The 18,066-nt window shown below is 61.8% G+C and carries 17 protein-coding genes; 5 read left to right on the plus strand and 12 right to left on the minus strand.

The window, feature by feature from the left end:
- Positions 1-41: 41 nt before the first annotated feature.
- The 3 genes from HMPREF9710_RS20135 to HMPREF9710_RS20145 form a co-directional block, all read right to left on the minus strand.
- The gene (locus HMPREF9710_RS20135; RefSeq protein ID WP_005669432.1) at positions 42-1,037 is read right to left on the minus strand and encodes an NAD(P)H-hydrate dehydratase; all 996 of its coding nucleotides are present in this window, start codon (positions 1,035-1,037) and stop codon (positions 42-44) included.
- A gap of 9 nt (positions 1,038-1,046) precedes the next feature.
- The gene (locus tag HMPREF9710_RS20140; RefSeq protein WP_005669434.1) at positions 1,047-1,811 is read right to left on the minus strand and encodes a histidine phosphatase family protein; all 765 of its coding nucleotides are present in this window, start codon (positions 1,809-1,811) and stop codon (positions 1,047-1,049) included.
- 96 nt (positions 1,812-1,907) lie between these two features.
- The gene (locus tag HMPREF9710_RS20145; RefSeq protein ID WP_005669437.1) at positions 1,908-3,308 is read right to left on the minus strand and encodes an L-cystine transporter; all 1,401 of its coding nucleotides are present in this window, start codon (positions 3,306-3,308) and stop codon (positions 1,908-1,910) included.
- Between the two features lie 267 nt (positions 3,309-3,575).
- Here HMPREF9710_RS20145 and HMPREF9710_RS20150 point away from each other — a divergent pair, with 267 nt between their 5' ends.
- Positions 3,576-5,327, plus strand: coding sequence for a methyl-accepting chemotaxis protein (locus HMPREF9710_RS20150; protein WP_005669440.1), 1,752 nt, complete (start codon positions 3,576-3,578; stop codon positions 5,325-5,327).
- Between the two features lie 69 nt (positions 5,328-5,396).
- Here the strand turns inward: HMPREF9710_RS20150 and HMPREF9710_RS20155 are convergent, their stop codons facing one another.
- The 5 genes from HMPREF9710_RS20155 to HMPREF9710_RS20175 form a co-directional block, all read right to left on the minus strand.
- Complete coding sequence (locus HMPREF9710_RS20155) at positions 5,397-6,746, minus strand: ABC transporter permease (RefSeq protein WP_005669443.1); 1,350 nt, start codon at positions 6,744-6,746, stop codon at positions 5,397-5,399.
- On the minus strand, positions 6,743-8,179 hold the full coding sequence (locus tag HMPREF9710_RS20160) for a DUF3526 domain-containing protein (RefSeq protein ID WP_005669445.1): 1,437 nt from the start codon (positions 8,177-8,179) through the stop codon (positions 6,743-6,745). Before HMPREF9710_RS20160 ends, HMPREF9710_RS20155 begins: the two co-directional genes overlap by 4 nt.
- Positions 8,176-8,910, minus strand: coding sequence for an ABC transporter ATP-binding protein (locus HMPREF9710_RS20165; RefSeq protein WP_229409868.1), 735 nt, complete (start codon positions 8,908-8,910; stop codon positions 8,176-8,178). The genes HMPREF9710_RS20160 and HMPREF9710_RS20165 overlap by 4 nt, the downstream gene beginning before the upstream one ends.
- 159 nt (positions 8,911-9,069) lie before the next feature.
- Positions 9,070-9,384, minus strand: a complete 315-nt coding sequence (locus HMPREF9710_RS20170) for a hypothetical protein (RefSeq protein ID WP_005669449.1) — start codon at positions 9,382-9,384, stop codon at positions 9,070-9,072.
- A gap of 79 nt (positions 9,385-9,463) precedes the next feature.
- Positions 9,464-9,658, minus strand: a complete 195-nt coding sequence (locus tag HMPREF9710_RS20175; protein ID WP_005669451.1) for a hypothetical protein — start codon at positions 9,656-9,658, stop codon at positions 9,464-9,466.
- A gap of 801 nt (positions 9,659-10,459) precedes the next feature.
- On the opposite strand from HMPREF9710_RS20175, the gene HMPREF9710_RS20180 reads away from it, so the two are divergent.
- Genes HMPREF9710_RS20180 through HMPREF9710_RS20190 form a run of 3 tightly spaced genes read left to right on the plus strand, consistent with a single transcriptional unit; the run spans position 10,460 to position 13,404 of the window.
- On the plus strand, positions 10,460-11,629 hold the full coding sequence (locus HMPREF9710_RS20180; protein ID WP_005669452.1) for a CmpA/NrtA family ABC transporter substrate-binding protein: 1,170 nt from the start codon (positions 10,460-10,462) through the stop codon (positions 11,627-11,629).
- Between the two features lie 29 nt (positions 11,630-11,658).
- Positions 11,659-12,576 (plus strand): nitrate ABC transporter permease, encoded by a 918-nt coding sequence (gene ntrB / locus HMPREF9710_RS20185; protein ID WP_005669453.1) that lies wholly within the window; start codon positions 11,659-11,661, stop codon positions 12,574-12,576.
- Between the two features lie 15 nt (positions 12,577-12,591).
- Complete coding sequence (locus tag HMPREF9710_RS20190) at positions 12,592-13,404, plus strand: ABC transporter ATP-binding protein (RefSeq protein WP_005669454.1); 813 nt, start codon at positions 12,592-12,594, stop codon at positions 13,402-13,404.
- Positions 13,405-13,490: 86 nt separating this feature from the next.
- Here HMPREF9710_RS20190 and HMPREF9710_RS27345 read toward each other — a convergent pair whose 3' ends face one another.
- From HMPREF9710_RS27345 to HMPREF9710_RS27350, 4 genes are all read right to left on the minus strand, one after another.
- Entirely contained in the window at positions 13,491-13,769 is a 279-nt protein-coding gene (locus HMPREF9710_RS27345) for a PAAR domain-containing protein (RefSeq protein ID WP_081589969.1), read from the minus strand.
- A gap of 100 nt (positions 13,770-13,869) precedes the next feature.
- The gene (locus HMPREF9710_RS28035; protein WP_157225652.1) at positions 13,870-14,301 is read right to left on the minus strand and encodes a hypothetical protein; all 432 of its coding nucleotides are present in this window, start codon (positions 14,299-14,301) and stop codon (positions 13,870-13,872) included.
- Complete coding sequence (locus HMPREF9710_RS28040) at positions 14,298-15,002, minus strand: hypothetical protein (protein WP_005669455.1); 705 nt, start codon at positions 15,000-15,002, stop codon at positions 14,298-14,300. The genes HMPREF9710_RS28035 and HMPREF9710_RS28040 overlap by 4 nt, the downstream gene beginning before the upstream one ends.
- Positions 15,003-15,038: 36 nt before the next feature.
- On the minus strand, positions 15,039-17,708 hold the full coding sequence (locus HMPREF9710_RS27350) for a type VI secretion system Vgr family protein (protein ID WP_005669456.1): 2,670 nt from the start codon (positions 17,706-17,708) through the stop codon (positions 15,039-15,041).
- Between the two features lie 243 nt (positions 17,709-17,951).
- On the opposite strand from HMPREF9710_RS27350, the gene tnpA reads away from it, so the two are divergent.
- A partial coding sequence (gene tnpA, locus HMPREF9710_RS29000) for an IS66 family insertion sequence element accessory protein TnpA (protein ID WP_005669458.1) occupies positions 17,952-18,066 on the plus strand: 115 nt, incomplete at its 3' end.

Raw genomic sequence — 18,066 nt, forward strand, 5'->3', positions numbered from 1 at the left:
CCGTAACATTTTTTACAGAGTTTTCTTTCACCGGGCAAAAGTCAAGCACCCAGTTGTTCGTCCCCCGGAACAGTCCGGATGTTCCGGTCATCGGCGCTGCGCTTGATATGGTCGGTGTGAGCAAGCTGTTCCAGCAGCGCGGGAACTTCCATGGAGATTTCTCGCGCCAAATATCCCAGAGTGCCCAGCCGTTGCGCCAGGCGGTCGCCGGCGCGGGCGTGCAAGGCCACGCCCCAGCAGGCCGCCTGTTCCGGCGCGGCGCCGCGCGCCAGCAGGCCGGCGATGATGCCGGCCAGTACGTCGCCCGACCCTGAAATGGCCAGGCCAATATTGCCTGCGCCTTCGTGTTGCCACAGCGTGCCGTCCGGCGCCGCGATCACCGTGCGTGCGCCCTTGAGCGCGATCACCGCATTCCATTCGCGCGCCGCCTGCAGCGCCGGCGCGTCCGGCGCGCCGACGAGGCATTCTTTCTCGAGGCCGGTCAGGTGGGCCATCTCGCCGCAATGCGGGGTCATGACCACGGGCCGCTCGAAGCGCATCGGCTTGCCCTCGGGCCAGTCGTGCGGCATGTGCAGCATGACGTCCATGGCGCAGGCATCGAGCACCAGGCCGACGCCGGCTGCGTCCAGGCGCGGCAGCAGCGCGTGCACCAGGCGCGCGGTGCAGGGGGCGTCGCGCATGCCGGGGCCGACCAGCACCGCGTCGACCTTGTCGGCCAGCGGATCGAGGCTGCCTAGTGCGTCCAGGTGGAAACCGTCGGTGTCGTTCTCGAGAAGGCCGATCACGCGCGCCTCGGGCATCGCCAGCGCCACCAGCTGGGCCACGCTGGCCCCGGTGGCGATGGTCAGCTTGCCGGCGCCGGCGCGCAGGGCCGCGGTGGCGGCCAGGATGATGGCGCCCGGCATTTCGCGCGAGCCGCCCAGCACCAGGACGTGGCCGCGCAATTCCTTGTCGCCCTCGGCCTGTGGTTGCGGCAGCGGCCACGCCGCCAGATAGTCGGCATCGACGTCGTGCACGGTGTGATTGGTGGAATCCATGGTGCGGCCTCAGGCCTTGGGCGAGGTGGGCAAGTCCTTGGCGACGGTGACCGGGGTGCCGGTCGCTTCCAGCGGCGCCACGAAGTTCACCAGGCGCAGCGCCAGGTCGCCGCGCTTGCCCTGGTTGGGGTCGAATTCATAGGAGGTGACCGAGCAGTTGGGCACGTCGCCGGCGCGGTCGAAATCCAGGATCTGCGCCTCGTTCAGGTGCTCGAACAGGTAGCGGAAGCAATTCACGGTGACCTGGTGCGCGACGATCAGCACGCGCTCGCCGCAAAAGTCGCGCTCGAGCGTGTCCATCACGCTGCGCAGGCGCAGGATGACGTCGCACCAGCTTTCGCCGCCCGGCGGGCGGAAATAGAACTTGCCGACGTGGTGGCGTTGTTCGTAAAGGTCGGGGAAGTGGTGGGCGATGCCGTGCGTGGTGAGACGGTCGAGCACACCGAATTCTTTCTCGCGCAGGCGCTCGTCGGACCGCACGCACAACAGCTCGTCGCGCTCCAGGCGCTGCATCAGGATGTTGGCGGTCTCGGTCGCGCGGACGTAGGGCGAATGCAGCACCACGTTGGGACGCTGGTGCGGCGGCAGGGCGGCGAACCAGGCGCCCAGGGCTTCGGACTGGCGCTCGCCGAGGTCGGACAGCGGCACGTCGACGTCGCGGTCGGCGATGTCGATGCGGTGCCCGGCGGCGGCTTCTGCCAGGTCACGCGCGACGTTGCCCGCGCTTTGTCCATGCCTGACCAGCCAGATCTCCTGTGGCCATTTCTGCTCCATCGCCGTCCGCCGAAAAGTTAACATGGCGTCATCATGACGGATTCGGCAAGGCGTCAGCGCACGATTGCTGCCGCCCGCGGCGATGTTTACGCGTGCTTACACGGCTTGTTCCTCGCCGTCGAGGTTGACGTCGGCATCGTCCTGGAACACCCGCATATCGGTCTGGCCCAGCACCCGGCTGGTGACGCTGCCGGCCGCGATCGAACCGCTGACGTTCAGCGCCGTGCGGCCCATGTCGATCAGCGGCTCCACCGAGATCAGGAGGCCCGCCAGCGCCACCGGCAAGTCCATCGCCGACAGCACGATCAGGGCCGCGAAGGTGGCGCCGCCGCCGACGCCGGCCACGCCGATCGAGCCGAAGGCGACGATCGCCAGCAGAGGTAAAAGGAAAGCAACGGTGAACGGATCGATGCCGACCGTCGGCGCGATCATCACCGCCAGCATCGCCGGATAGATGCCGGCGCAGCCATTCTGGCCGATGGTGGCGCCGAACGAGGCGGCGAAATTGGCCGTGCCTTCCGGCGTGCCCAGGCGCGCGGTCTGGGTCGCCACGCTCATCGGGATCGAGCCGGCGCTGGTGCGCGAGGTGAAGGCGAACACCAGCACCGGGAAGATCTTCTTCAGGTAGCGCAGCGGATTGAGTCCGACGCCGGCCACCATCGCCAGGTGCACGCAGAACATCAACGCCAGCGCCGCATACGAGGCGACCACGAAGTTGAGCAGGCCCAGGATGTCCTGCAGGCTCGAACCGGCCACCATCTTGGCCATCAGCGCGAACACGCCGAACGGGGTCAGGCGCAGCACCAGGGTCACCATCCGCATCACGATCACGTGGGCCACGTGCACGAAGCCGCTGAAGGACTGGAACACTTCCGGCTTCTTGCCGGCGATGCCGACGGCCGAGATGCCGATGAAGACCGCGAACACCACCACCGCGATGGTCGAGGTCTTGCGCGCGCCCGTCATGTCGAGGAAGGGATTGGCCGGGATGAAGGACAGCAGCAGCGACGGCAGCGACAGTTGCTGCGCCGTGGCCAGGTTGCCCTGCAGGTATTCGCCGCGCGCGACTTCGGCGCTCGACGCGGTCAGGCCCACGGCCGACAGGCCGAACAGCTTGGCCATCGCGATGCCGATGCAGGCCGCGACCACGGTCGTGACGAGCAGGATGCCGATGGTCAGGGTGCTGATCTTGCCGAGCGACGCCGCGTCGCGCAGCTTGAGGATGGCCTGCACGATCGAGACCATGATCAGTGGGATGACGATCATCTGCAGCAACTTGACGTAGCCGCTGCCGATGACGTCGAGCCAGGCATTGGTGGCCACGATGTCGCTCGCGCCGGCGCCGTACACGGCCTGCAGGCCGGCGCCGAACACGACGCCCAGCCCGAGGCCGGCGAACACGCGCTTGGTGAACGAGGCGTGGCGGGCCTGCATGCCATACAGGAGTGCGCAGATGGCCAGGGCGAGGGCCAGGTTCAGGAGGACGGGGAAGGTCATAACACTCTGGTTGAAGCAAGGAATCGCGCCATTCTATCGGCAAAGTTGCCTTGACGTAGTGTTAATGTCACCTTTGCTTATGCGCTCAGAGCATATTGACGGAGGAATATCGTGCGGTCGCGCCAGATGTGTGTATCTGTTGCTGCACTGCGACGGAAGATAAGTCATAACGCAAGGAAATACTCAATGCTTCCCATAAAGGGAACAATGTTTCTATAATCCAATGGATACCACATTTTTTTATCCATGGGCTTAGGCCAGCGAATCATGTTCAAACATCTCAGCATCAAGTCGCGCCTCATCTTCGTCATCGCCTTCCTGGCCGTCGAACTGGTCGCCGGCGCGGTCATCGGCATCTACAACCTCGGCGTCGCCAACACCGAACTCAAGCAGATGTACGACCACCGCCTGGTGGGCCTGAGCCAGGTGGGCCAGGTCACCCAGCTGATCACCACCAACCAGCTCGCCGTCGCCAAGGCCGTCAACCTGGAAGACAGCGGCCAGCGCAATGCCGCGCTCGAGTCGGTCGACGCGAACATCGCGGTGATCAGCAAGATCCTCGACAGCTACCGCCAGCTGCCGATGACTGCCGGCGAGAAGGCCCTGTACGAACAGTTCACCGAGGCGCGCAAGGTATTCGTCGAGCAGGGCATCCGCCCGGCCATGGCCGCGATCCGTGCCGGCGACAACGCCGGCGCCGTGGCCCAGCTCAACGGCAAGATGACCACGCTGTACCTGCCGGTGGCCGATCTCGGCGCCAGGCTGGTCAAGGAGCAGCAGGACGCGGCGCTGAAGGAATACCAGGCCTCGCAATCGACCTTCGAGATCGTGCGCGCGGTCTGCCTGGCCGGCCTGGTGTTCGGCCTGATCATGGCCGCCTTCGTCGGATGGGTGCTGGTGCGCGCCATCGTGCGTCCGCTGGAGCAGGCGGTCGCGATCGCCGGCGCGGTGGCCCAGGGCGACCTGACCCAGACCATCGAAGTGACTTCGAAGGACGAGACCGGCCGCCTGCTGCAGGCGCTGAAGGACATGAACGATTCGCTGGTGAAGATCGTGAGCCAGGTCCGCACCGGCACCGACAACATCGCCACCGCCTCGAGCCAGATCGCGGCCGGCAACCTGGATCTGTCGTCGCGCACCGAGCAGCAGGCCGGTTCGCTGGAAGAAACCGCTTCGTCGATGGAAGAACTGACCTCGACCGTGAAGCAGAACGCCGATAACGCACGCCAGGCCAACGCGCTGGCCACCTCGGCCTCGGAAGTGGCGGGCAAGGGCGGCGCGGTGGTCGAGCAGGTGGTGCAGACCATGGGCGCGATCAATGCCTCGTCGACCCGCATCGTGGACATCATCGCCGTCATCGACGGCATCGCCTTCCAGACCAATATCCTGGCGCTGAACGCGGCCGTGGAAGCGGCGCGCGCCGGCGAGCAGGGCCGCGGCTTCGCGGTCGTGGCGGGCGAGGTGCGCAGCCTGGCGCAACGTTCCGCGGCGGCGGCCAAGGAAATCAAGCTCTTGATCGACGACTCGGTCGACAAGGTGCACCACGGCTCCGAGCTGGTCGAGCGCGCCGGCGCCACGATGCAGGAAATCGTGCAGAGCGTGAACCGCGTGACCGACATCATGTCCGAGATCACCGCCGCCAGCCAGGAACAGACCGCCGGCATCGAACAGATCAACGGCGCCGTGGCCCAGATGGACCAGGTGACCACGCAGAACGCGGCGCTGGTGGAAGAAGCGTCGGCCGCAGCGGCCTCGCTGCAGGAAGAAGCGACTGCGCTGGCGCAGACCGTGGGCGCGTTCAAGCTGAATCAGGCGGGCAGCAGCCGCGCCAGTGCGGCGGCCCCGCGCGTGACGACGACCTTGCCGGCGGTGGTGGCGAAAGCGCCGGTGAAGGCGGCCGCAAAGCCGGCCAATCCCGCAGCGCCGACCAAGCCCAAGGCGCAAGCCGCCCCGGCTGCCGCTGCGAAGCCCAGGAAAGCCGAAACCGCGGATGTCGGCGACGGTTGGGAAGAGTTCTGATTCCCGCCTGACGCCAACGGAACGAAGAAGCCAACCCGACGGTTGGCTTTTTTTCGTCTGCGCCACGAGTCAGATGCGCAGCTTGCGTAGTCCAATCGAGACCAGCGCGAGCGCCAGCGCGCCCAGCGCCAGCAACTGACCTGTCGGCAGGCGGCCGGGCGCCGCGACATGCTCATACCGCGGCAGCTGCGCCAGATCGTCCTCCGTCATCGCCCGCTCCTCGAACAGGTAGGGATAGAAGAAGCGCCGCAATTGCGTGTGATAGGCGGCGATACGGTCCTGGTAGGCCAGCTGCGCCGCCAGGTCGGTATCGGCCAGCCGATGCAGCAGCACCTGCACGTTCACCGAGGCCAGCACCAGGCCGACGCGCGCCGTCCAGCTTTCCCGCGCCTGCATGCTGGCGCGGTACTGCGCGACGTCGGCGGCGACGGCGTCGTCGCCCGCCTGGTGCATCGCGTAATACCACTTCCAGTGAAAGCGTCCTTCGACCGGCGGCGTGTCTTTCCACTCGGGGTGGCTGCGGAAGAATTTCTCAAACGTCTCTGGCTTGGGGATGTCCCAGCCCGAGTGCACGGCCTGGCGCTGCGCCAGCGCCAGCTCGACGCCTTTCGACACCGGCGACAGGCGCGCGATCGCGGCGTCGGCCAGGGTCGGCAGGATCATCGTCAAGCCGACCAGGCAGGCCAGCAGGATCGCGGCGCTGCTGCTCGAGGTGCGGGCGCGCGCCGCGACCCAGCTCGCCAGGCCGAACCAGAAGGCCAGATAGAGCGTGGCCACCAGCGCGATCGCCGCGAAGTCCGCCACAGCGGCGCCGGCCACCAGCGCGCCACAGGCCAGCGGCAGCAGGGTGGCCAGCCACACCAGGCCATAGCGCAGGCCGACCCGGCGGCGCCAGGTGTCGGCGGCGGCAGGTAGCGACGCCAGCAGCCGCAGGCGGCCGGCTTCGCGCTCGCTCGAGACCAGGTCGTGCATCAGCGCGATCACGAACAGCGGCGCCAGGAACACCAGCACGAAGGCGAAGTCGAAGCGGCCCGGCATGGCCAGCTCGGGGTTGATGGCCTCGGACTCGTACAGCTGCGAGTGCAGGCCGAGCAGGCGCACGCGCAAGGCCTGCGGCTGCAGGTCGCGCTGGCCGATCGCCGCGAAGGCCAGCGGCGACGGCGGGTTCAGCGTCAGGTGCGGCAGGTAGTAGCCGACCGAGCCGGCTTCGGCCACGCCACCCTTGAGCTGCCTGGCGGCGATGGCGGCATGGTCCTGCGCGTGGCTGGCGGCGATGCGCTCGAGAGCGGCGCGCTGCTGGCTCACGGCCTGCAGGCCGGTCCAGACCGACAGCGCGCACAACAGTCCCAGCAGCACGACGGCGCCGACGGCCAGTCGCGAATGCGCGACCTGGCGCAGTTCAAATGTCAGCGTTTTCATTTGGCCTTCCTTTCCAGGCGTTTCGCGATGGGATAAGCAGCGCCCAGCAGGGCCAGCAACCAGCCGCCCAGCAGGGCGAAGGCTGGCCAGGCATGGCGCGCCGCCACCTCGGCATAGGGCGCGGGCGGATAGCCGAAGCGCGGCGTGTCGTCCCAGTGGTGCTTGTCGATGCGTTCGTCGCCCGCGCCCTGCGGCGAGACCACGTTGGCGTGCAGGCCGTTGAGCGCCTGGACGAAGGCGTAGCGGTATTTTTCTCCCTCGCCCAGGAAGCGCGCGTGGCTGTCGAGGTTGGTGCCGGCCAGCGCGGTCGACATGCGGCGCAGCGCGATCACGGGGCTGAACAGGCTGGCCGAATGCACGATCGCGTTCTCTTCGCGCTGGCGCGCGAAGTCGGCGCGCATGAATTCGTCGAACAGTTCGCTCGTCAGGCGTTCGCCTTCGGCCATCAACAGGCCGCCATAGTTCACCGGCAGGTCTTCGACCCGCTGCACGCCGTATTTCTCCAGGGTGCGCGCGCGGAAGGCGTTGAAATAAGGGTCGTCGGGATTGTGGCTGTCGCCGATCGCCGCCAGCCGCTCGTGGATCGCGACTTCGGTTTCGATGCGGCTCGGCCGGCCGACGTCGCCGGCGGCGAAGTCGGGCATCACGCGCGGCAGCAGGATCGCGGTGACGATCCAGCCGGCCACCAGGGCCAGCAGCGCGTCGCGCGCGCGCGGCAGCGTCGCCGACACCAGCACCGCCGCCACCACCCACAGCAGCAGGTAGAGCGCATACCCGAGCAGCATCGTCAGCGCCTGCGGCGCCGCCGCCGGATGCAGCAGCGCGATCGCGGCAAGCGCGATGAAGGCGGGAGCGCCGAGCAGCAGCGCCACGCCGGCATGCGCGGCCAGCTTGCCGAGCAACAGGGTCGCGCCGGGGATGCCCTGCACGATCTGCAGGCGCAGCTGGCCGCGCTCGCGCTCGCGCGCGACGCTGCCGAAGGCCAGGAACACGATCAGCAGGGGCGTCAGCACCTGCAGCACGAAGGCCGGGGTGAGCTGGCCGAAGCGCAGCAGCACCGAGGACTGGCCCGCATCGCTGAAGTTGGCGCTGTTCTGGCGGTGGCCTTCGAGGAACAGCGTGTTGCCGGTGAACGGATCGACGCCGAAGTCGAAGAAGGCGAGGGGACTCAGCGGACGGAACACGTAGTGCCCGTAGTGCACCACGCGGTGCGGATGACGATCCGGCTGGTTGTGCCACTGTGCGTCGGCCGTGCCTTGAAAGCGCGCGCGCTCGGCGTCGACGGCTTGCACGCGTTCGTGGCTGACCAGGATCGCGGCCAGGGTCAGCGCCAGCATGAGGATGCCGGCGGCCACCGCCACCCGGTTGCGCAGCATGGCGCGCCATTCGCTGCGGGCGATGGCGGGCAGCGCTTGCCTGATGGTGGCGCTCATGCCGGTTCCTTTGCCTGCGTCGTTCCGGCATAGCGCCGGTACAGGTCGCGCACGTCGTAGCGTTCGTCCCCGCCGGCCGCGACTTCATGGCTGATGTGGCCGCGCTCCAGGAAGCCGATGCGGTCGGCCACCTCGGCCGCCCCCAGCAGGTCGTGGGTGACCATGAAGATCGCGCTGCCGCGCCCGCGCAGGCCCTGCAGCAGGGCGTTGAACTCGCTGGTGGCCTGCGGATCGAGGCCGGTGGTGGGCTCGTCCAGCAGCAGCACCGGCACCTGGCGCGCCACGGCCAGCGCGATCGCGACCTTCTGGCGCATGCCTTTCGAATAGCCGCCAAGGCGGCGTTTCCAGGCCGAGGCGTCCAGGCGCACGGCGTCCAGGGCCGCGTCGATGCCGGCGTCGCTCCAACTGCTGCCCGCCAGGCGCAGGAAGTATTCGATGTTCTCGCGGGCGTCCAGATGCTCGTACAAGGCCACGTTCTCGGGCACATAGGCCAGTTGGCCGCGCGCGGCCAGCGGGTCGGCGGCGACGTCGATGCCGCACACGCGCACGCTGCCGGAGCGGGGCGCCGTGAAGCCGAGGAAGGTGTTCATGGTGGTCGACTTGCCGGCGCCGTTGCCGCCCAGGAGGGCATAGATCTCGCCGCGCGCGACGCGCAGGGACAGGTCGCGCAGCACGGGCGCGGACTGGTAGGCGACGGTCACGCCGTTCGCCTCCAGGGCAGGGGTATTCATGGTCATCGTGGTCCTTTGTGGTGAAGCGGGAGCGACAGGCGACACGCGCGTCGCGGCGTGAAAGCCGGCGGCGGCGCGCGCGGGATGCACGCAGTGCGCGAAAGCGCATGCGCGCCCGCAAGCCGGCGTGGGCCGGCCTGCAAGGGTTCTGGAGGCGGATCAGTGGCGCGGAGGCGCCTGGCGGGAAGGAATCAGGTAGCGGCGCAGGACGACCGGCGCGGGGCGCGGCAGGCGTGCGAGGACGTAGGCGATGACGAGGAAGATCGCCAGCAGTTGTGGCGATGCCGCGGGAAGGTCGGCCGTGGAATGGGAAGCGAGCTGGCAGCTGACGCAGTCGGACAGCTGTTCGGACAGGTCATGGTCGTGGAACGAGGCGCCCACGAGTTGCAGGGCAAGGATCAGCGCGCACAGGCAGCCCAGCACCCGGCGCAGGGGTGCGCTCATCTGCTGAAAGCTGGCGGCCTGGAACTGCATGCGCTCCCGATTGACGTTGATGCGGGGCAGTATAGCCCAGCGGACATCGAGCCGACAACCGGGTCGCACCAATCGAGGCTTACTCGAAAGCGATCAGCAGCGCGGTCAGGCCGATGCAGGCGGCGGCGATGACGCCGATGCGGGTGCGCAGGCGGCGGCCGTTGGAGACGATGTCCTTGGCGATGCCGCGTTTCGGCGCCTGTGGGTTGCTGCGGTCGACCGCGGTCGCGGCATGGATGGAAGAATGGTGGCGTTCGGTATGTTCGGTGTTCATGGTTGACTCCAGCGCCGTCTCGAATGAAGACTGGCAAGTAGATGATGAATGGCCGGCGTGAGCCGGGCGTAATACGAAGATGGTGTGCCGTTCAGGCGCGCGGGGCGCGCTGGGCAGGAAGAAGGACTGTCTGGCAACTGTGGCAACTGGGCCGCACCGCCACGTCGTTGGGATAACGCGGGCTGGGGTAGGGCGGACAGTGAATGCGTGACATGCGGATGCCAGTACAAAGCGTCGAATTCGGGACCCGGGACAGGAGCAAGACCTTCAAGTCGGGCTGCGTTCGGGACGTTATTTATTTTACATGCATGCCACGTATAGACAAGGGCCGCACGATTGACAACTGGTGTTTTCTTATAGAAACAGTCCATCCTAGCATGCCGCGCCAGCGAGTTGAAGGGTGTATTCGCAGCTTCGCTGAGCGGACGCAACAGCCCGTCCAAAATGATGCGATGCGCAATCGCAGTGCGCCGTTTGCGCCATCGTACGGTGCGCTGGCGGTGCAGTCTTGGGCGCGTCCCTCTGCGCGCTTCCTGGCATGAAGATTGCGTAATCAGCATCAGCGCAACGGAGCGCTGCGTGTGCCGCCAACGAAGGCAGCACCCACAAGACAATGACGTCTACCGGAACATGAATGCGTTCATGTCGGTACGCGTCTTTTTTTTGCCTGACCACATTGGGATTGCGATGAAAAATCAGAAGCTTGAAGCGAAGAGCGTAGCGACGACGGGCGTCGGCAAAGTCGATGTCACGCGCAGGAAAGTCATTCATGGCGCAGGTCTGGTAGCGGGAGGAAGCTTGATGGGGCTGGCAACAGGCGGCGTGTGGGCGGCGGGTTCGGACAAGCCCGAAAAGACCGAGATCAGAATCGGCTTCATTCCACTGACCGATTGCGCGTCGGTGGTCATGGCGTCGGTGCTGGGCTTTGACAAGAAGTACGGCGTCAAATTCGTGCTGAGCAAGGAAGCGTCGTGGGCCGGCGTGCGCGACAAGCTGGCCAACGGCGACCTGGACGCGGCGCACGTGCTGTACGGCTTGCTGTATGGCGTCCAGATGGGCATCGGGGGCCAGCGCAAGGACATGGCGGTGCTGATGGGCCTGAACAACAACGGCCAGGCGATCACGCTCTCCAAGCAGCTGGCGAACAAGGGCGCGGTCGACGGCCAGTCGCTGGCCAAGCTGATGCGCGCCGAAAAGCGCGACTTCACCTTCGCCCAGACCTTCCCGACCGGCACCCATGCGATGTGGCTGTATTACTGGCTGGCGGCCAACGGCGTCAACCCGATGAAGGAAGCCAAGGTGATCACGGTGCCGCCGCCGCAGATGGTGGCCAATATGCGGGTCGGGAACATGGACGGCTTCTGCGTGGGCGAACCCTGGGGGCACCGCGCCATCATGGACGGCATCGGCATCACCGCCATCACGACCCAGGACATCTGGCGCGACCACCCGGAAAAGGTGCTGGGCTCGACGCTGGAGTTCGCGAAGAAGCACCCGAATACCTGCCGCGCCATGATGGCCGCGATCATCGAGGCCAGCCGCTGGATCGACGCCTCGATGGCCAACAAGAACAAGATGGCCGAGGTCATCGCCGCCAAATCGTACGTCAACACCAGCAAGGACGCGATCGACCAGCGCATCCTGGGCCGCTACCAGAACGGCCTGGGCAAGACCTGGGACGACCAGAACTACATGAAGTTCTACAACGACGGCGCGGTCAACTTCCCGTATCTGTCGGACGGCATGTGGTTCATGACCCAGCATCGCCGCTGGGGCCTGCTCAAGCAGGACCCCGACTACCTGGCCGTGGCCAGCGCGGTCAACCAGATCGCGCTGTACAAGGACGCGGCGACCCTTGCCAAGGCGCCGGTGCCATCCAGCCCGATGCGCAGCTCGAAGCTGATGGACGGCAGCGTCTGGGACGGCAAGGACCCGAAAGCCTATGCCGCTTCGTTCAAGGTCAGGGTCTGATTTTCATCTTGTTTGAATAGGGGAATGCCATGAACGCTATCCTGAAATCCGAACACCATGCATCGACCGGTGGCGGCGCGACTGTCGTGACGCTGCCGCTTGCGGCGGATGTGCCTCTCGCCGCGTCTCCGGTCCGCAAGCCGGCGCCCGTTGTGCGCGGCGCGCAGCCGTTCGCCAGGGCGGTGAAGGCCGTCCTGCCGCCACTGGTGGGCATCGCCTTCGTGGTGCTGGTGTGGCAGCTGATCGCCACCCGCAACGAGACCTTCCCGTCGCCGCTGGCGACTTTCCAGGAGGCGCTGAAGCTGTTCGCCGATCCGTTCTACCACAACAGCCCGAACGACCAGGGCATTGGCTGGAATGTGCTGGCCTCGCTCAAGCGCGTGGCGGTGGGTTTTGGATTGGCGGCGCTGGTGGGCATTCCGCTGGGTTTCATCATCGGGCGGGTTCGTTTCGTCAGCGGCATGTTCGGTCCGATCATCAGCCTGTTGAAACCCGTGTCGCCGCTGGCCTGGCTGCCGATCGGCCTGCTGGTGTTCAAGTCGGCCGACCCGGCGGCGATCTGGTCGATCTTCATCTGCTCGATCTGGCCGATGATCATCAACACGGCGGTCGGCGTGCAGCGCGTGCCGCAGGATTACATGAACGTGGCGCGCGTGCTGAACCTGTCGGAGTGGAAGATCCTGACCAAGATCCTGCTGCCGTCGGCGCTGCCCTACATCCTGACCGGCGTGCGCCTGGCCATCGGCACCGCGTGGCTGGTGATCGTGGCGGCCGAGATGCTGACCGGCGGCGTGGGCATCGGCTTCTGGGTGTGGGACGAGTGGAACAACCTGAATGTGGCGAACATCATCATCGCCATCGTCGTGATTGGCGTGGTGGGCCTGCTGCTCGAGCAGGCGCTGGTGGCGCTGGCGCGGGCGCTGACGCACGAACAAGTGGCTAACTGATTAAGGAGCGCGATCATGGAAGACCTTCAAACCAGGTTCATCGACATCACCGGCGTGGAGATGGCGTTTCATACGAAGAAGGGCGTGTTCCAGGCGTTGCAGGGGATCGACCTGGCGGTGCGCAAGGGGGAGTTCATTACGCTGATCGGGCACTCGGGGTGCGGCAAGTCGACCTTGCTGAACCTGATTGCTGGCTTATTGAAACCGACGGCGGGCGTGCTGTTGTGCGCCAATCGCGAGATCGCAGGGCCGTCGCCGGAGAGGGCGGTGGTGTTCCAGAATCATTCACTGCTGCCGTGGTTGACGTGTTACGAGAACATTCATCTCGGGGTCGAGCGGGTGTTTGGCGCCGGTGAGACCCGCGCCCAGCTGCGCGAACGGACGCTGGATGCGCTGGCGCTGGTGGGGCTGTCGAGCGCGGAGGGCAAACGGCCGCACGAGATCTCGGGCGGCATGAAGCAGCGGGTCGGCATCGCGCGGGCGCTGGCGATGGAGCCGAAGGTGTTGTTGATGGATGAGCCGTTCGGCGCGCTCGATGCGCTGACGCGGGCGCATTTGCAGGATGAGTTGCTCAAGATCGTGGCGGCCACCAAGTCGACCGTGGTGATGGTGACGCACGATGTGGATGAGGCGGTGCTGCTGTCGGATCGGATCGTGATGCTGACTAATGGGCCGGCGGCAACCATCGGCGAGATCGTCGAGGTGGGGCTGGAGCGGCCGCGCGATCGGGTCGCGCTGGCGCAGGATGCGCGCTATACCGAGCATCGCAAGGCGGTGCTGGAGTTCTTGTATCGGAAGCAGGCGCATCCGGTGGTGGAAGCGGCTTGATTGGCAGGATGAGCAACAGATCGCTTTACGGTATCTGTACCTCAGCTATAGAGAACATCTCGCCTATACGCTATCCTAAACTATAATTATCTTACGGTTGCAGGCTGACTGCCAATCAGTTTGCAACCGCATTCAGTCTCGCAACCTTCTAGCGCAACTGGAATACCGTTTACAGTAAATGTGTCGCATGCGGTAATGATTTTATTAATTCCGTGTGGATTGCCGCTTGGATATAGTTGAGGACAGTCTACGGCATCGCCGAGTCTTGCAATCGCACGGCCTCGCACATCGTGAGTAGCTGAGCCGCTTATAACTGTTCCGCCATGATCAGTTTTGTCGCCTACCGCGATTATCTTTAAAGGCATTTTCAGTCTCCCGGCAAGGCGGCATCGAACATGGCTTATCTGGAATAAATTCGAAACTTTTCGGTAGTTATTTTAAAGGCGCAGGGGCGCCATGGTCAAATCAATCTTCTGGCCATTCACGTAAAATCTGAACAAGTTCCGCTTTCGTAACTTTCCTGGCCTTGAGGATTTTCACAAGCTCATCATTTGTTACCGGATAATTGTTTAAAAGCTTTGGTAATTCCTCAGGGTCGACAGTCCGAAGCCAAAGCGGTGATATCATTTCTGCGTCAGCTGGCTCTGAATCAAACTCGCCTTTGAAGTGAAAGTATACATGGTACGTTTGATGCCCCTCGGGCCAAGCGCGATCGTAGTAAAGAACGGTCCCCGCAGGGAGAATGGAATAATAATTCTGTTCGCCGGCGATTAATAATGGCTCTTTCGTGGTGTAAGCGTTCTTTGTTGTCATATTTAAAGTTCCAGTAGCGGAAATGATGAAGCCAAAAAATCCAGACAAGAGTGCAATAAGGATGCCAAGAAAGGCTCTCTTCATTTTCGGCCTTTTCCATAGATAGTGATTTTTTTGGCAGGGGTCCGCTTATTATTCTCTAGCATCGATTGCACATCCTCCGGCATGAAAATCTTTGAAGGCCATCCGAAATTTTGTGCCTTTGCCGCGGTTTTCTCTACATCTGACATGCCCCGTCCAGAATTGTAAAGTTGAGCTTCTGAATCAATTGTGGGGAGCGCTATTTTAGCACCGGAAAGTGTCATGGTAGCGCAGTTGTTCTTGATTGCATCATAATCTTCATTGAGCTTGAACTCTCTTTGGTTCGGATGTTTTGCTACTCTTTCTTTAGCCCCGGATGTCATTTTTTCAAAGTATCGATTTACGGCTAAAGTTTTTTCGTTGGGAACTGTATATGAGAACCCAGTGGTGTTTCTTCCATATGCGTTTTCGCCGGAGATGTATGTTTCAAATTTGTCCCAGACACGGAGAATACCTTCACCTTGTTCACCAAAGAGCCCTTTCGTTGCGCCATAACGCCCGAAGTCGTAGATCCGTTCTTCGGTCGCTGAAATTACGCGCAATGCCGCGTGTCCGTAATTGTTAATTTCTCCCTTTTTGCTCTTGTATGGACCTCCAATCAGGATCTCCACAGTAGCTGTGTTCAACTGTATTGTCGTGGTTTGATTCGTCAGAATACCCACTCCCGCTTTTAGTTTTTCTGACGTTCGTTCTAGTTTTGTCATGGCCGCAGATTTATCGTGAGAACGTCAATCGAGCAATCAAGCGCTTAACACTTCTATTGCAACTCCGAGCTCCGGGAACTCCACGTTGCATCGTCCAGCCGGCAGCTGTTCAATACGTGCTGTACCTATATTATCAACGTTGCCAACGTGCTTATTTCCCGATGGATCGGTAAGAATAAATCTCTCATTCGGTATAGGTCCGTCTGAGTCGATAAGCTTAAACTCGACCCAACTGGTATTTTTTACTAGCTCGCTCAAGAGTTGCTCGCGCAGCATTGAGTTCCCAAGCTTTGCATTTGTCAGGGCGCTGCTTACGTTAAGTGTCTTTGGGCCGGGGAAACTGTGTGTCGCCGCATGGGCAATTAGGGTTCCTGACGTTCCGATTTCAATTGAGCCTGCAGAGAACTTGGCAAAACTTCCTCCGCCATTTATTACGAGCTCTTCCTTGGCAGTAATGGTGATTTGATTGGCTGATTGATTAATTTCGAGTTTGGCGAGAATTTTTATACTATTTGATAATGCTTTTACGTCGATGTCTCCAGCGGCCGCCACCATTTTTATTCCCGCCTGCTGTACGAATAAACGGAAGGCGTGGCGAACGCTTGCAAATATATTCTCCCCGGCAGCCAAGGAGAAACTTCTTCCCGTTGTTATGGCTGTGTGGCGGCCACTGGAAATGTGAGTATCTGTGGTAGTCGAGGTGGAAATTCCGGCGGCACTGGAAACAATCAAATGTGGTTTGGTCAATTCAGGTGAATTGCTTGGGTTAGCATTGGTTCCACGAATTGAATCGCTCTCTTCCTGAAGTATGTGTGCTACTTCGCACTGATTCCCATCAGCCTCATATGTCCCATTTTCTTCCGCACTTTTCGCTAATGATTGCTGTTGTTTGATGGCTGCATCAAGGTTCTCGACCGCTTCTTCCATGCTTTTTATTGGACCACGAGCGTTCATTCTGGCTTCGGTTGTTACCAGCATGCCCTTAGCGGCGCGTATGGCGCCGTGTCCATCGGTCCGTAGCTCCCATCCTTCACCACGGGCATCCGTTCGGCCACGATTATTCTCGATTCTTTTTATATATCCTAGAGAAAGCTGGCTCTGTAAGTGATCGCTTTTGAGTTGTGCTTGAATTTCTTTATTGGTGTCGTCGAGGATGAGGTGATTACTGCGTCCAACGGGCGAATTGCCGGAACTTGGAGCTAATTCGCGGCTCCTGAATCCGGTCAGCGCTCGTTGTGTTGGAGTAGACCATGGCGGCATGTTACGTTCATTAAAAACGGCTCCTGTAATGATCGGGCGATCTGGGGAGCCGTCGAGCCATTGAACAATCACTTCCGTACCTACCCGCGGAATTGCTGTAGCGCCTAGCTCCGCTCCGGCCCAGGAGCTGGACACGCGCAGCCAAGCTGAGCTGCGTTCGTCGTTGCTGCCTGCCCGATCCCAGTGAAACTGCACCCGTACCCGACCGTATTCGTCTGTATAAATGCTGTCAGGGCCGGAAGGCCCGACTACGATGGCAGTTTGGGGGCCAACGATCTTGGTATCCGTGCTGTTGAAGTTGCGCCCGGGGCGCCACTTAACGTTCTTGCGCGTGCAGACAAAGCGATTGCGATATTGAATCTTTTCATCAGGTTGCTGTAGATAGTTATTAGTGGCGGTGTGATGGACGGACAAGAGTAAGAAGTTATCGTTGCCAACCTTGTTGCCATGCCGCAAGACATTGTGCTTGAAATGGTCCACCAGTTGGAACCAACGACCGGGCATCAAGAAGCGATTATTGCCTGCGCCTTCAACATGCTTGGCGGTTGCTTCGATTTCTTCCAAACGTATTCGACATTGGGTGTCACCGTCCTGGGAATTTCTAAAAGCATAGGCTCCACTATATTCGTAGGACTCGATTTCTGGTACCTTGCCTTGCTGATTTAAGGTTGGTAGAACGACGCTACACGGTCGAGGATCCTTGAAATTAAAGCTGTTCAGGGCAAGGGTCGAGGGTGTCACACGGCGTATTGGGGACCAATGGTCCACAGCGTCCTCCTCCAATGAGTTACCTTCACTATGGAAGCGCACTTGCGGGCCGCCGTCGAGGACGGGAGCGTGCATAGAATCGCTGCTGACGATAAGCTTATGACCCGTTGGATAATGTTCGTACCAATAATACAACCCTGCTGCTTCCCATCGGCGACTTAGGTAATTGAAATCAGTTTCGTTGAATTGACACGCTTCAGTCATCTTGGGATCATCACCGGTTACATTCCAATCCCATTGCGCGTAGGTTCCATAATCCTGGAAAATGCTCTCCGTCTGTTCTCGCAAAGTCTGGTTGTGAAATAGATAGCTATCCTTGCGCAGACTGAGAAATTTCAGCCAGGGACCGAGAGTGGCTTCGTATATCGTAAAGCCACCGTCCGAATGATGCCGACGGAAGGTAAATATATATCCTGAAAAATAGCGCAAGCCACCGTCTCGTCGCACCAATTCAATATTGATTAGCTTGCCTTGGACTTCCTTAAAGGCCACGCTATCGTCGTCAGACAGTAACTCGACCGTAAATTCGAAATTTCTCGACAAACTTTCAATGGCAACGATTCTGTTGACTACAAATTTGGAAGCCGGTGCGTCATTGTTTGGGAACGACAAGCGCAGGATGCGATTGTGCTGTCTGTCGTGAATAAGGTCGTGAAGAAAGCGACGAGCTTGAGTCATGGGCGAACTTGGAGCTTGAGTCGTCAGTTGAGGAAATTGTGCCGGCCAATGCGAATTTTTTATAATTATTCAGGTACATGCACAGATGAAAATTGAGCAGACTCAACTATCTGTGCGAGAGGCAAGTGGGGCGATCCATAAGATACGCTGCGTGACACCTGAGCTTTGTAAGCGTGCAGCCCAACCACCTGTAATGTCGCCGCGATGACATGCAGACTCGAGGTTTTCTACTTCGAGGATCCCATGACCCGTCAACGCATTTCCGCATCGACCTGGCATGAGCATGTCGCGCATTGGCGCAGCAGCGGACTGCCTGTCCAAGCCTATGCCCACGAGCATAATATCGGCGTGGAGCGCC

Source organism: Massilia timonae CCUG 45783 (assembly GCF_000315425.1).
GTDB lineage: Bacteria > Pseudomonadota > Gammaproteobacteria > Burkholderiales > Burkholderiaceae_D > Telluria > Telluria timonae.